The 13,073-nt window shown below is 69.5% G+C and carries 13 protein-coding genes; 7 read left to right on the plus strand and 6 right to left on the minus strand.

The features are described from left to right. The first annotated feature begins 331 nt into the window (after positions 1–331). The 7 genes from ACWPN7_RS01300 (at position 332) to mnhG (ending at position 7,038) form a co-directional block, all read left to right on the plus strand. The gene (locus ACWPN7_RS01300) at positions 332–820 is read left to right on the plus strand and encodes a PTS sugar transporter subunit IIA (RefSeq protein WP_149651256.1); all 489 of its coding nucleotides are present in this window, start codon (positions 332–334) and stop codon (positions 818–820) included. Positions 821–923: 103 nt separating this feature from the next. Beyond that, the gene (locus ACWPN7_RS01305; protein ID WP_456526264.1) at positions 924–3,914 is read left to right on the plus strand and encodes a monovalent cation/H+ antiporter subunit A; all 2,991 of its coding nucleotides are present in this window, start codon (positions 924–926) and stop codon (positions 3,912–3,914) included. Then, positions 3,914–4,258, plus strand: coding sequence for a Na+/H+ antiporter subunit C (locus tag ACWPN7_RS01310; RefSeq protein ID WP_014197933.1), 345 nt, complete (start codon positions 3,914–3,916; stop codon positions 4,256–4,258). The genes ACWPN7_RS01305 and ACWPN7_RS01310 overlap by 1 nt, the downstream gene beginning before the upstream one ends. Beyond that, on the plus strand, positions 4,255–5,886 hold the full coding sequence (locus ACWPN7_RS01315) for a monovalent cation/H+ antiporter subunit D (protein ID WP_459197755.1): 1,632 nt from the start codon (positions 4,255–4,257) through the stop codon (positions 5,884–5,886). Before ACWPN7_RS01310 ends, ACWPN7_RS01315 begins: the two co-directional genes overlap by 4 nt. Next, on the plus strand, positions 5,883–6,371 hold the full coding sequence (locus ACWPN7_RS01320) for a Na+/H+ antiporter subunit E (RefSeq protein ID WP_040134676.1): 489 nt from the start codon (positions 5,883–5,885) through the stop codon (positions 6,369–6,371). The genes ACWPN7_RS01315 and ACWPN7_RS01320 overlap by 4 nt, the downstream gene beginning before the upstream one ends. After that, positions 6,368–6,649: a K+/H+ antiporter subunit F gene (locus ACWPN7_RS01325; protein WP_014197930.1), complete on the plus strand. Its 282-nt coding sequence runs from the start codon at positions 6,368–6,370 to the stop codon at positions 6,647–6,649. The genes ACWPN7_RS01320 and ACWPN7_RS01325 overlap by 4 nt, the downstream gene beginning before the upstream one ends. Continuing rightward, positions 6,646–7,038 carry a monovalent cation/H(+) antiporter subunit G gene (mnhG, locus tag ACWPN7_RS01330; protein WP_137104478.1) on the plus strand — a complete coding sequence of 131 codons (393 nt, stop codon included), beginning with the start codon at positions 6,646–6,648 and terminating at the stop codon, positions 7,036–7,038. Before ACWPN7_RS01325 ends, mnhG begins: the two co-directional genes overlap by 4 nt. Positions 7,039–7,054: 16 nt before the next feature. Here mnhG and ACWPN7_RS01335 read toward each other — a convergent pair whose 3' ends face one another. The 6 genes from ACWPN7_RS01335 to ACWPN7_RS01360 all read right to left on the minus strand — a co-directional run bounded on the left by ACWPN7_RS01335 (position 7,055) and on the right by ACWPN7_RS01360 (position 13,072). Next, positions 7,055–7,477, minus strand: a complete 423-nt coding sequence (locus ACWPN7_RS01335) for a VOC family protein (RefSeq protein ID WP_459197756.1) — start codon at positions 7,475–7,477, stop codon at positions 7,055–7,057. A gap of 140 nt (positions 7,478–7,617) precedes the next feature. Further along, on the minus strand, positions 7,618–8,790 hold the full coding sequence (locus ACWPN7_RS01340) for a porin (RefSeq protein WP_459197757.1): 1,173 nt from the start codon (positions 8,788–8,790) through the stop codon (positions 7,618–7,620). A gap of 73 nt (positions 8,791–8,863) precedes the next feature. Further along, positions 8,864–9,691, minus strand: coding sequence for a hypothetical protein (locus ACWPN7_RS01345; RefSeq protein WP_492273089.1), 828 nt, complete (start codon positions 9,689–9,691; stop codon positions 8,864–8,866). Further along, positions 9,688–10,119 (minus strand): SET domain-containing protein, encoded by a 432-nt coding sequence (locus tag ACWPN7_RS01350; RefSeq protein WP_459197759.1) that lies wholly within the window; start codon positions 10,117–10,119, stop codon positions 9,688–9,690. Before ACWPN7_RS01350 ends, ACWPN7_RS01345 begins: the two co-directional genes overlap by 4 nt. A 24-nt stretch (positions 10,120–10,143) precedes the next feature. Continuing rightward, positions 10,144–11,325, minus strand: coding sequence for an SDR family oxidoreductase (locus ACWPN7_RS01355; protein WP_200774881.1), 1,182 nt, complete (start codon positions 11,323–11,325; stop codon positions 10,144–10,146). Positions 11,326–11,407: 82 nt separating this feature from the next. After that, complete coding sequence (locus ACWPN7_RS01360; RefSeq protein ID WP_040134666.1) at positions 11,408–13,072, minus strand: ATP-binding cassette domain-containing protein; 1,665 nt, start codon at positions 13,070–13,072, stop codon at positions 11,408–11,410. Position 13,073 lies beyond the last annotated feature (1 nt).

Raw genomic sequence — 13,073 nt, forward strand, 5'->3', positions numbered from 1 at the left:
ACGGATTGTGGGATTACAGCCGCGGCCAAGACGTAGATGGATGGCTACCCTGCCACTTGCGGGGCGCGATTCCATTCCCAAAATGGGTGTGGAGCCTGCGGCAAGGGCGGTAGAGGAACGAGGTGTGTTGCGAAGCGCGGGCCTTACCGGGGCTGCGTGTCCGTGGGGTGGGGCGGCCACCGGTGCCGACGACGATTGGCGCTGAGGGTGTTGGCACTGTGGACAAGGCGTGCCGAATTTGATTGGAAGTCTGTTGGTTCAGGGCCATCCCGGCACGGACCGCGGACGGTCAGGACAGGAGACGGAAGGTTTGCCACCCATGGAGACAGGAATGAACATCTCGGACCTCTTGTCCGCACACAACGTCATTCTCGATGCAGGGCCGGCCAACAAGGAAACCCTGCTCGACCTTCTCGCCACCGAGGCGTCCAGCCGCATCGGGACCCCCAAGGAGGAGATTCTCAAGGCCCTGCAGGCGCGGGAGCACATCGGCTCCACGGCGCTGGGCAAGGGCGTGGCGCTTCCCCACACGGAGCTGCGCGGGACGGAAAACCCGTTGGTCCTGTTCGCGCGGCTCCGCAAACCCATCGATTTCGAGGCCCGCGACGACGAGCCGGTGGACCTGTTCTTCCTCGTCCTCTGGCCGACCGCGACCCGCAAGGGCCTGCTGCCCGTCATGGGCGAGATCTGCAAGGCTCTGCGCGATCCGCAATCCCTGCGCAAGCTGCGTCAGGCGGAGACGCCCGACACGGTGGTGCAACTCGTCCGGCAGGCGCTCCCCCCCAACGCCGAACGGGAGCCTGACGACGACGATTTCTGACCTGACGACGTCTGGCCGGCGCGGCGAGGGACCCCCATCCTTCCTATATTCGTAAAGCCGACAGTTCTCAGCATTTTGGCCCCTCCGATTGCCCGAGACCCCATTGTCACAGACCATGTCCGACGCCCTGTTGCTCCTGGCCGCCACCGGCCTTCCGTTCGTCGGCGCGATCGTCGCCGGAATGCTGCCGACGCACGCGCGCAACACCGCGGCGTGGCTGGCCGGTGCGATCGCGATCATCGGGCTGGGTCTGGTGTGGGCCGCCTACCCGACGGTGGCGGCGGGCGGGGTGATCCGCCATTCGATGGCCTGGATGCCGTCGCTCGGCCTCGACCTCACGCTGCGGATGGACGGCTTCGCCTGGCTGTTCGCCGGGCTGGTGTTCGGGGTCGGCGCGCTCGTCGTGCTGTACGCGCGCTATTACATGTCGGCGGACGATCCGGTCCCGCGCTTCTTCGCGTTTTTGCTGGCCTTCATGGGGTCGATGACGGGGGTGGTGCTCTCCGGCAATCTGATCCAGATCGCCTTCTTCTGGGAACTGACCAGCCTCTTCTCCTTCCTGCTGATCGGCTACTGGCACCACACGGCGGCGGCGCGCGACGGCGCGCGCATGGCGCTGACCATCACCGCGACGGGCGGATTGTGCCTGTTCGCGGGGGTGCTGCTGCTCGGCCACATCGTCGGCAGCTACAACCTCGACGTCGTTCTGGCCTCGGGCGACAAGATCCGCGAGCACGCGCTCTACCTGCCGACGCTGGTCCTCATCCTGATGGGCGCCCTGACCAAGAGCGCGCAGTTCCCGTTCCATTTCTGGCTGCCGCACGCCATGGCGGCGCCCACCCCCGTCTCGGCCTATCTGCATTCGGCGACGCTGGTGAAGGCCGGCGTCTTCCTGATGGCCCGGCTGTGGCCGGTGCTGGCGGGGACGGAGGCGTGGTTCTGGATCGTCGGCAGCGCCGGCCTGGCCACCCTGCTGATCGGCGCCTATGTGGCGATCTTCCAGAACGACCTGAAAGGACTTCTGGCCTATTCGACCATCAGCCATCTCGGGCTGATCACGCTGCTGCTCGGGCTGAACAGCGAACTCGCCATGGTCGCGGCGATCTTCCACATCCTCAACCACGCCGCCTTCAAGGCGTCGCTGTTCATGGCCGCCGGCATCATCGACCATGAGACGGGGACCCGCGACCTCCGGCGCCTGTCCGGCCTGAACCGCTTCATGCCTTTCACGACGCGGCTGGCGATGGTGGCCGCCGCGGCCATGGCGGGCGTGCCGCTGATGAACGGCTTCATCTCGAAGGAGATGTTCTTCGCCGAGACGCTGACGGCCCAGGCGTCGCTGCCGCTGCTGCTCCACATCCTGCCCTTCGCCGCGATGGTGGCGAGCGCCTTCGCCGTGGCCTATTCGCTGCGCTTCATCCACGGCGCCTTCTTCGGCCCCGACCCGGTCGATCTGCCGCACCTGCCGCACGAGCCGCCGGCCTGGATGCGGCTGCCGGTCGAGATCCTGGCGCTGGCCTGCATCATCATCGGGCTGCTGCCCGCGGCCACCGTGGGGCCGTATCTGAACATGGCGGCCCACGCCGCGCTCGGCGCCGCGACGCCGGAATACAGCCTGGCGGTCTGGCACGGCTTCAACACGCCGCTGGTGATGAGCCTGCTCGCCCTGGCGGCCGGCGTGACGCTCTACTTCCTGCTGCAGCCGCTGTTCCGGAACAACATCGAGGGCCCGCCCTTCATCAGCCGGCTGGAAGGCCGCCGCATGTTCGAGCGGAGCATGGTCTTCCTGTCCTGGCGCCTCGCCCGGACCCTGGAGGGCCTGCTGGGCACCCGGCGCCTGCAGCCCCAGCTCCGTCTGGTCGTCTGCGTCGCCATCCTGGCCGCGGGCTGGGCGGTCTACCGGCGCGGGCTCGGGCCCGGCAATCTGGTGCCACAGGGCATCGACCCCGTGCTCGCCCTGATCTGGGCGATCGGCGCGGCCTGCGCCCTGGGGGCGGCGTGGCAGGCCAAGTTCCACCGCCTCGCCGCGCTGATCCTGCTCGGCGGCACCGGTCTGGTGACCTGCGTCACCTTCGTCTGGTTCTCCGCCCCCGACCTCGCGCTGACCCAGCTGCTGGTCGAGATCGTCACCACGATCCTGCTGCTGCTCGGCCTGCGCTGGCTGCCCAAGCGGCTTCCCGGCACCGGCACGTCGGAAGTGATGCGGACGGGCCGCCGCCTGCGCGACCTCGCCATCGCCATCACCGCCGGGCTCGGCATGGCCGGGCTGGCCTTCGGCGTGATGACCCGCTTCCCGCCGGAAATCCTCGCGCAGCATTTCCTGGAGCGCGCCTACACCGAGGGCGGCGGCACCAACGTCGTCAACGTGATCCTGGTCGACTTCCGCGGATTCGACACGCTGGGCGAGATCGCCGTGCTGGGCGTGGTGGCGCTGACCGCCTACGCGCTGCTGCGCCGCTTCCGCCCGGCCCCCGACAGCGTGGACGTGCCGGAGCAGCAGCGCGACCAGAGCGCCTATGACATCGCCCGGCCCGAGCGGCGGGAGGGCGACACGGTGGCCGACTGGCTGCTGGTTCCGTCGGTGATCGCGCGTCTGCTGTTCCCGGTGGTCGGCATGGTCGCGCTGTTCCTGCTGCTGCGCGGCCACGACCTGCCCGGCGGCGGCTTCGCCGCGGGGCTGATGGGCTCGATCGCGATGATCCTGCAATACATGCTGGGCGGCACGCAGTGGGTGGAGGCGCGGCTGCGCGTGCTGCCGCTGCGCTGGATGGGCCTCGGGTTGTTGCTGGCCGCCGGCACGGGCCTGGGTGCCCTGCTGTTCGGGCGGCCCTTCCTGACCACCTATTTCGCCTACGCGGACCTGCCGCTCATCGGGGAGATTCCGACGGCCAGCGCGCTGCTGTTCGACATCGGCGTGTTCGCTCTGGTCATCGGCGCCACCATGCTGACCCTGATCGCGCTGGCCCGCCAGTCGGTCCGCGGCCATCGCGCCGCAGCACCCCGCGCCCCGGCGGCGAGCGCCCCCGCGGCGCCCGCTCCGGTCGCGACCAATGCCCCGACCGGCGCCCCGACCGCCGCAACCGGAGACGACTGATGGAACTTATCCTCGCCCTCGGGATCGGGGTGCTGACGGGCTCCGGCGTCTGGCTGCTGCTGCGTCCCCGCACCTTCCAGGTCATCATCGGCCTGTCGCTGCTCTCCTACGCCGTCAACCTCTTCATCTTCTCGACCGGCGGCCTGCGCACGGGGGCGGCGCCGGTGCTGGAGCGCGGCATGGCCGGCAGCCTCGCCACCCACGCCGACCCGGTGCCGCAGGCCCTGGTCCTCACGGCCATCGTCATCAGCTTCGCGACGACGGCGCTGTTCCTCGTCCTGCTCCTCGCCGCGCGAGGCCTGACGGGAACCGACCATGTGGACGGTAAGGAGAAGTCCCGGTGAACGGGTGGATGGATCATCTGGTGATCGCGCCGATCATCATCCCGCTGCTGGTCGGCGCGCTGCTGATGCTGATCGACGAGCGGCGGCGGGCGCTGAAGGCCACGCTCGGCGTGGCGTCGGCGTCGACGCTGCTGGCGCTGGCGGTGCTGCTGCTCTATCTGACGGACCACACCGCCACGGGGGCGGACGCCACCGTGCGCGTCTACCGGCTGGGCGACTGGCCGTCGCTGTTCGGCATCGTCCTGGTGCTCGACCGGCTGTCGGCGATGATGCTGGTGCTGACCGGCATTCTGGGGCTGTCCGCTCTGGTCTTCGCGCTGGCGCGCTGGCAGAAGGCGGGGGCGCATTTCCATTCGCTGTTCCAGTTCCAGCTGATGGGTCTGAACGGCGCCTTCCTGACCGGCGATCTGTTCAACCTCTTCGTCTTCTTCGAGATCATGCTGGCCGCCTCCTACGGGCTGGCGCTGCACGGCTCCGGCCTCGCCCGCGTCCGCGCCGGGCTGCATTACATCGCCATCAATCTGGCGGCGTCCCTGCTCTTCCTGATCGGGGTGAGCATGATCTATGGCGTGTCCGGCACGCTGAACATGGCCGAGCTGGCCGTGCGCATCGCCGGGGTCGCGCCGGAGGACCGTGGGCTGCTGGAGGCCGGGGCGGCGATCCTCGGCGTCGCCTTCCTGATCAAGGCGGGCATGTGGCCGCTGGGCTTCTGGCTGCCGAACACCTACACAACGGTCGGTGCGCCGTCCGCGGCGATCATCTCGATCCTCAGCAAGGTCGGCATCTACGCCATCATCCGGATCTGGCTGCTGGTCTTCGGCGACAGCGCCGGCACCTCGGCGGGGTTCGGCGGGCACTGGCTGCTGATCGGCGGGGTCCTGACCATTGCCTTCGGCTCCATCGCGGTGCTGGCGACGCAGAATCTGGCGCGGCTGGCCGGGGGCAGCGTGCTGGTGTCGTCCGGCACGCTGCTGGCCGCCGTCGGCGCCGGGCAGGTGGCGGTGACCGGGGGCGCGCTGTTCTACATGACCAGCTCCGTCCTGGCGATCGCCGGCCTGTTCCTGTTGATCGAGCTGGTCGAGCGCGGCCGCATGGTCGGCGCCGACGTGCTGGCCGTGACGCGCGAGGCCTTCGGTGAGGGCGAGGACGAGGAGTCGGACGACGACGACGCCATCGGCGTGTCGATCCCGGCGATCATGGCGATCCTCGGCATCGCCTTCATGGCCTGCGCGCTGCTTCTCGCAGGATTGCCGCCGCTGTCCGGCTTCCTCGCCAAGTTCGCCATCCTGGCGCCGATGCTGGCGCAGGGGGCGGAGGGGCTGCCCTTCACCACCTGGGCGCTGATGGCGGCGCTGATCCTGTCCGGTCTGGCGACGGTGGTCGCGATGAGCCGCACCGGCATCGACGTCTTCTGGGCGTCGCCCGCCGGTGATCTGCCGCGCGTGCGGCTCGTGGAACTCGGTCCGGTGATGATGCTCCTGGCGCTCTGCGTGGCGCTGACCGTCCAGGCCGGTCCGGTGATGCGCTACATGGAGGACACCGCCCGCTCGCTTCACGGGCCGGAACGCTACGTCCAGGGGGTGATGACCACCGCCGCGCCCGGAACCGGCAAGGGGGTCGCGCCATGAAGCGCTGGTGGCCGTACCCGCTGCTGACCGCCGCGCTCGTGGCGATGTGGCTGCTGCTGACCGAGAGCGTGGCGCTGGGCTCCATCCTGATGGGGGGCATCCTGGCGACCGTCGCGGTCTGGGGATTTGCGGCGCTCGACCCGCCGGGCGGACGGCTGAAGCGGCCGCGCGCCGTCTTCGCGCTGGCCGCGCTTGTGATGGCCGACATCGCCCGCTCCAACCTCGCGGTCGTCAAGATCATCCTCAACCCGCGGAAGACGGAGCGGGTGTCCGGCTTCCTCCACATCCCGCTCGACATGCGCGCGCCCTACGGTCTGGCGACGCTGGCCTGCATCATCACGGCGACGCCGGGGACGATCTGGGTGGAGTACAATTCCGCGAACAACACCATCCTTCTCCACATCCTCGATCTGGTCGACGAGAGCACTTGGATCGACACCATCAAGGGACGGTACGAGAAGCGCCTGATGGAGATCTTCGAATGACCGCCACGCTGCTGCTCTGGTCGATCTTCCTGGCGCAGATCCTGCTGGTCGCCGCCATGGCCTGCGCGACCATCCGCGTGCTGCGCGGGCCGCGGGCGCAGGACCGGGTGCTCGGGCTCGACACGCTGTATGTCAACGCCACGATGCTGCTGCTGACCTTCGGCATCCGCACCGGCAGCACGCTCTATTTCGAGGCGGCGCTGATCATCGCGCTGCTCGGCTTCGTCGCGACGGCGGCGCTGGCGAAGTTCCTCATGCGCGGAGAGGTGATCGAATGACGCATCTGGCCGACCTGCCGGTCTGGGCGGCGATCCCGGTGGCGCTGCTGCTCCTGCTCGGCGCCTCGCTGGCGCTGATCGGGTCCATCGGGTTCGTGCGGCTGCGCAGCTTCTACGAGCGCGTCCACGCCCCGACGCTGGGGACCACCATGGGCATCGGCTCCGTGCTGCTGGCCTCGATGCTGTGCTTCACCGTGCTGCAGTCGCGGCTGGTTCTGCACGAGATCCTGATCGCCATCTTCATGGTGGTGACCACGCCGATCACGCTGATGCTGCTCGCCCGCGCCGCCCTCTACCGCGACCGCAGCGAGGGCAGCGACGACGTGCCGGCGGCCCCGCCGGCGCAGACGACGGCACCCTCGGCCACGGACGCCGCCCCGCCGGTGTAGGCCCTGCCTCGGTGCGTCAGGTCGCCTCGACCTGGGCGAACATGCCGGATTCGTTGGTAAAGCTCTTGAACTCCAGCCCGTTGCCGGAGGGGTCGAGGACGAAGAAGGTCCCCTGCTCCGACGGCTTGCCGGGGTAGCGGATCTGCGGCTCCAAGAGGAAGGTCGCGCCGGCGGCCTCCAGCCGTTCCCTCAGCGCGTCCCAGACCGGGCGCGGCAGCACCGCCCCGAAATGATGCAGCGGCACCGCCTTGCCGTCGACCATGCTGGTCTCGGTCGAGCGCGGCTCGGACGAGCGGTGGGCGGAAATCTGGTTGCCGAAGAAGTCGAAATCGATCCACCGCTCGGTGGAGCGCCCTTCGCGGCAGCCCAGGACATCGACGTAGAAACGGCGGGTTTCCTCGATGTCCCGGATGGGAAAGGCGAGATGAAACGCGAACACCGGCGCACCCTTCTGACGTTGGTTCGGACGGCCAGGGTAGACCGCGCTCCGTGGTGCCAACAAACGATTTAAGCGAAGGTCGATGGCGCGAAAACGCTGCGGCCCCTGGAGCTTTCCAAAGGCCGCAGCGGTCAGCGTGATCAGAACGCCAGACGAGTGTCGAGCATCACGATGTGCGCGCGGTCCTTCAGGTCGCCGCCGTCGGGACGGGCTGCCTGCAGGGCGGACTGCACGTAGTCGTACTCCAGCCCGGCGGTGAAGCCGGGGGCGACGGTCCAGGTGACGCCGCCCTGCCAGATGTCCGCCTTGCTCGGCGTGGACATGGTCGCGCTGTCGTTGCCCAGCGCCCGCAGGTAGTTGGCGGCAAACAGCAGCGGTCCGGCGGTGTACTGCGCGCCGAAGATCCAATTCTGCTGCGCCCGCGTCTGGGCGAGGCCCTCGGCATAGCCGCTGTCGCCGCTGTAGGCGTAGCTGGCGCCGACCTTCACCGGCCCATAGCCGACGTTGGCACCGACATGGACGGAGTTCAGGTCCTCGAAGGACTGGCCGACGACGCCGTCGGTCTGGCGCACCGCCTTGCCGGTCGCGTAGAAGGCGCTGCCCTCGATGCTGAAGTCGCCGACTGCGGTCTGGAAGGCGCCGCCGGCCTCGACCACGTCGCGGAACGACAGCAGGTCACCCAGCGCGTCGGTCGTGCGGCGGTTGACCGAGGTGTTGGAGTCGCCGCTGCGCGGCATGTAAGACACCGCCGCCGACAGGCCGCCGAAGCTCGGCGTGATGTAGACCAGCTTGGTGCCGGTGTCGTAGGCGATCAGCGTGCGCAGGCTGGTGGCGGCCAGCGGTAGGGCGCCGAAGGTCGAGGAGCCGTTGAGGAACAGGATGCCGTTGCTGTCCGGGCTGCCGGCCACGCCCTCGACGTTCGGGCCGATCATCCCGTATTCGTCCGACAGGCCGTTGATGACGCCGGCCTGGATCGTGCCGAAGGCGCCGTTGGCGAAGAGGAAGGCGCGGTCGTTCTCGATGTTGCGGGTCGAGACGGTCGGATCGCCGTTGCCCGCCACGATGCGCAGCCGCGCGCCGTAGGTCAGGCCGTTGTCCGCGGTGGCCGTCGGGGTGACGACCAGACGGTAGCGGTTGGCGAACTCGCGCGGGCGCAGGCCCTCGTCCTGCTGCTGGCGGATGTAGGCGCCCTGGAAATAGGCGTCGCCGCCGAGGATCAGGTCGAAGCTCGGCTCGGCCAGGGCCGGGGCCGACGTCAGGGCGGCGAAGGCGGTGCCGGCGAGAGCGGCGGCGCGAAGGGACAAGGTGTTCATGGGCGTCGTCATTCCAGGGTCGAGGCTTGCGGGGGCGATGTTTTAAAATCCCCTCTCCCCTCCGGGGAGAGGGTTAGGGTGAGGGGGTTGCGCGTGTCGGACCGTTCGGTAAAAGCGCAACCCCCTCACCGGCCCTTCGGGCCACCCTCTCCCCGGAGGGGAGAGGGTTGGTACAGAACCAGCGGCGGCCGAAGGCGGTGAGGTTGTCGTCCTGCAGCCGGGCGAGGCAGAGGATCTCCACGCTGTCGGCCCAGCGCGGGTTGATGCGGCTGAACTGGGCGACGGCCGGGCTGTCCAGCTTGGCCTCGCTGATGGCGCGGGCCTCCTCGGTCAGGCCGTAGCCCTGCCACTGCCAGTCCACGGTGCCGGTGTCGGCGTCGTAGTAATGGGCGAAGCACTCCCGCCCGATGTGATCGCGGAACGTCCGGTCGAGGTCGTCGGGCTCCGTGTCCAACTGCGGCGTGTGGCGGACGAACAGCATCGGCATGTAGCGGTAGGAGCGGTAGCCGACCGCGCTGTAGCTCCAGTACCACAGCCGTCCCGAACGGTCGGCGCGGGCGCGGGCGACCATTTCGGCAACCATCGAGCGCACAAGTTCGTTCGACCCCCAGAAGCGGCGCTCCAGGATGCAATGGGCGGTGTGGAAGGCGCCGACGGCGGTGCCGTCGATTTCCATCGCCTGCCGGTAGACGGTGGCGAAGCCGACCAGTTCACCGGTCCCGGCATCCTCCTGCACCACGCAGTGGTCGAGGTCTTCCAACTCCTCGTTGAAATAGTCCTCGCCGTAACCTTCGAACCAGACGCTGAGCAGGGCGAACATCGCCGCCCGCCGCTCCGGCGTCAGGGCTGCCGGCTCGACGAAGCTGGTCCGCAGGGGAGGACGCGCCGCGGGCGTGGTCATCCCTCTGCTCCGGCCCCGGCCCCGGCCCCGGTCAGATAGAGCGCCGCCCCGGCCTCGCGCACGTCGGCGCAGATGTCCTCATAGTTGCAGGTGATCTCCTCCCCGGCGGTGATGTCGCGGCGGGCGACGAAGCGCCGCCAGTCGCCGGGATCGGCCCGCCCGATGGACGGACCATCGGCGTGGTTGAGGAACCGGGCGTCGTCCCCCGGCAGAAGGACGCCGACCCCCTCGATCACGCAGCCGTGGAAGTCGATCAGCCGGGCGACCTGCGGAAACTCCGCCAGCACGGCGTCGTCGGGCTCCAGCAGGCGGTCGATGCGGGCGTCGAACGCCCACACCGGCGTGCCGGCGGCGACCGCCTCCTCGGCGAAGAGCCCCAGCCCGTGGATCGGGCTGGAGGCGAGGCGGGTGGCGATGAGGAGCGGCATGGCGTCCTTCTCCGGCGATGGGGCTCAGGCGGCGGCGGTGGCCGGCGACCCGGCCGGGGCCTCGGCGTTGGACGACAGCAACTCGTCGAACTCGAAGCTGGCGGCGTCGTCGACGAACTGCTCGGCGATGGTCGTGCCGGGGTTGGTCAGGCAGACGCCGATGTAGTCGGCGAAGCGCGGCGGCGGGGTGAAGCCCTCGGCGAGCAGACGGCTGTTGTCGAAGGCGATGTCCTGCGCGGTGAAGCGGTGGTACTTGCGCCCGCCCGCCATCATCGTCCGGTGCAGGATGTCGCGCTGCGGGAAGGCCAGGCGGAAAGCGCGGTCGAAGGGCTTCCAGCCTTCCGGACCCTTCGGGTCGAAGAAGCTGTAGGGGCGGGTGCCCTCATGGCCGTGCGTGGCGAAGGCGGCCTGGAAGTCGCTCCAGGTCGTCCGGCTGCCGAGGCCGGCGGAGAGGTGGTAGAGATTGTGCTTCAGCTCGGGCTTGCGCAGCAGGTCGTGCAGCCGTGCCGAGGCCCAGTCCACCGGAACGATGTCGATGAAGCCGTCCGGCGAGCAGGGCAGGACGCCGGTGCGGTCGACCAGCCGGAAGAACCAGAAGATGCTGGCGCTCGGGCGCACGCCCATCGCGGTGTGGCCGACGACGATGGACGGGCGGCAGACGACGATCGGCAGGTCGGGGAAGCCGGCGGCCAGGGCGCGCTCCGCCGCCGCCTTGCTGCGGGTGTATTCGACGATGTGCGGCGTGTCGTGGCCGGGGGCCGGGGCCTCCTCGACCATCTCCAGCCACGGCGTCTCGCCGCAGCAGAAGGCGGTTCCGATGTGCAGGAAGCGCTGAAGGTGCTTCATGCGACGGGCGCGGGCGGCCAGCGCCAGCGTGCCGTCGACGTTGATCTGCCAGACCGAATGCCGGCTGTCGAAGGAGGTGTCGGCGGCGACGTGGACGATGTGGGTCACCGCGTCCAGCCGCGGGTCGGCGCTGGTCGCCAGCGACTGCAGGTCGCCCGGAATGATCTGGCAGAGATCGGCGTAGGCCTGGGCCGTGGCGCGGTCGACGCAGCGCATCAGGTTGGTGGCGAGACGGGAGCGGCAGGCGGCCTCGTCGGCGCCGCGGATCAGCAGCAGGCAGTCCGCCGCGGTCCCGTTCTTGACGGCGTCGAGGTAGAAGGAACCACCGAGAAAGCCGGTGCCGCCGGTGAGAAGGATCATGGTGTGCCTCGGTCTCGCGTCTGGGGGAGGGGAGGGTTCGGTCGGTGGCTCCGATCCGCTGGCCCCGATCCGCTGGTCTGGATCAGGCGGGCAGCAGGTCGGGGGCCGGAAGGGCAGGGGTGTCGAGCCGGCGGATACCGCCCTGCTCCACCTGGATCTGCACGTCGGCGGCGTCGAAATACGCGTCGTCGTGGGTCACGGCGATCACGGTGATGCCGCGCGCCTTCATCCAGGGAATGATCTCGCGGTAGAATTTCCGCCGGAAATAGGGGGACTGGTCGGCGGCCCATTCGTCGAGCACCAGCACGGGCTTGCGCTCCAGCAGGGCGGCGGCCAGCGCGAGGCGCTTCTTCTGCCCCTGCGACAGGTCCACCGTCGTGAAGGCGCGGTCCTCCACCGCCACCTTGTCGGACATCTCCAGCAGGTCGAGCAACTCGTCGGCGAAGCCGTCCTCCAGCGACACCGCGCCGTAGAGCTGGCGGGTGACGTGGTTGTCGGAGAAGACGACGGAGAACAGATCGCGGTAGGAGCCCAGCGTGTCTGCCGTCACCACCGCGCCGTCCACCGTCAGGCTGCCGCGCTGCGCCGGGTAGAGGCCGAGCAGCATGTGGATCAGCGTGCTCTTGCCGGCGCCGTTGTGGCCGGTGACGAAGACGACGTCGCCGCGCTCCACCGACAGGTCGATGGGACCGACGGTGAAGGAGCCGGTGCCATCGCGCCCGGGGTGGCGGTAGGACGCTCCGTCGAGCGCGATGGTGGCGAAGTCGGCGAAGCCGGTCGGCGGCGCGTCCTTGGCCCGGCGCTGCGCAGGACGCGGCGGCGCCTTCAGCTCCGCCTCCACCGCCAGATAGGAGCGGGCGGCGGTCTCGGCGCTGATGTAGGAGGGGTAGGAGGCGACGATGGTGATGACCGGGTAGGCGATGAAGGCGGCGGCGTGGCCGGCCAGCACGACGGTCGTGATGTCGGTGCTGGACACCGCCGGCAGCAGGAAGATGATCCCGGCCAGCGCCGCGTAGTAGGTCAGCTCGCTCAGCGTGAAGTAGTGGCTGTACTCGGCGCCGAAGCGGTGGCGCTCGGTCCGCAGCGCCTCGGCACAGGCGGTGGCGTCGGACAGCGCGTTGGCGGCGCGGCGGCGGTTCAGCTTGCACTCGCGCAGGGTCTGCAGGATGTGGTCCGACCGCTCCGACAGAGCGCCCTCGGCCTCGTGGATCGTCTCCGACAGCCGCTCCAGCCGCAGGACCGAGCGGGTGATCAGGACGCCGCCGACCGTCAGGAAGGCCAGCACGATCAGCACCGCGGCGTTCGACAGGGTGGCGAGGTAGAGCAGGCAGAGGAGGATCGCCGCGACCGACTGGAAGCTGATGACCAGCGTCGGCACCGCCTGGGCGAGAAGCTGCAGCTCCGGCCCGGCGACCTGGGCGAGGCGGGTGGACCCGACCGCCATGGCGTCGGGCAGGTCGGCGGCCACCGCGCGGCGCAGCAGGTCGACGCGCAGGATCGCCAGCGCCGCCTGCATCCGCTTGGACGCCGCGCTCATCATCCAGCCCTGCGCGAACCGCCAGGAGAAGGCGGACAGCAGGAAGATGAACAGCAGACGCTGCAACCCCTCCGGATCGTCCATGATGACCAGCGCGCTGTTGAGCGAGGTCAGCAGGGCGAGGTTGAGGGCCGCCGCCAGCACCGCCAGCAGCATCAGCGGCTGCATGTTGCGCAGGGCGTCGCGTCTCAGGATGCGCCAGAGATCCATC

The sequence above is a fragment of the Azospirillum sp. UENF 312511 genome (assembly GCF_058780635.1).

What these genes read in the sequence shown, in the direction of transcription:
- ACWPN7_RS01300 (WP_149651256.1), top strand. Translation starts at nt 332, where the DNA reads ATGAACATCTCGGACCTCTTGTCCGCACACAACGTCATTCTCGATGCA.
- ACWPN7_RS01310 (WP_014197933.1), top strand. Translation starts at nt 3,914, where the DNA reads ATGGAACTTATCCTCGCCCTCGGGATCGGGGTGCTGACGGGCTCCGGC.
- ACWPN7_RS01320 (WP_040134676.1), top strand. Translation starts at nt 5,883, where the DNA reads ATGAAGCGCTGGTGGCCGTACCCGCTGCTGACCGCCGCGCTCGTGGCG.
- ACWPN7_RS01325 (WP_014197930.1), top strand. Translation starts at nt 6,368, where the DNA reads ATGACCGCCACGCTGCTGCTCTGGTCGATCTTCCTGGCGCAGATCCTG.
- mnhG (WP_137104478.1), top strand. Translation starts at nt 6,646, where the DNA reads ATGACGCATCTGGCCGACCTGCCGGTCTGGGCGGCGATCCCGGTGGCG.
- ACWPN7_RS01340 (WP_459197757.1), bottom strand. Translation starts at nt 8,790, where the DNA reads ATGAACACCTTGTCCCTTCGCGCCGCCGCTCTCGCCGGCACCGCCTTC.
- ACWPN7_RS01345 (WP_492273089.1), bottom strand. Translation starts at nt 9,691, where the DNA reads ATGACCACGCCCGCGGCGCGTCCTCCCCTGCGGACCAGCTTCGTCGAG.
- ACWPN7_RS01350 (WP_459197759.1), bottom strand. Translation starts at nt 10,119, where the DNA reads ATGCCGCTCCTCATCGCCACCCGCCTCGCCTCCAGCCCGATCCACGGG.
- ACWPN7_RS01355 (WP_200774881.1), bottom strand. Translation starts at nt 11,325, where the DNA reads ATGATCCTTCTCACCGGCGGCACCGGCTTTCTCGGTGGTTCCTTCTAC.
- ACWPN7_RS01360 (WP_040134666.1), bottom strand. Translation starts at nt 13,072, where the DNA reads ATGGATCTCTGGCGCATCCTGAGACGCGACGCCCTGCGCAACATGCAG.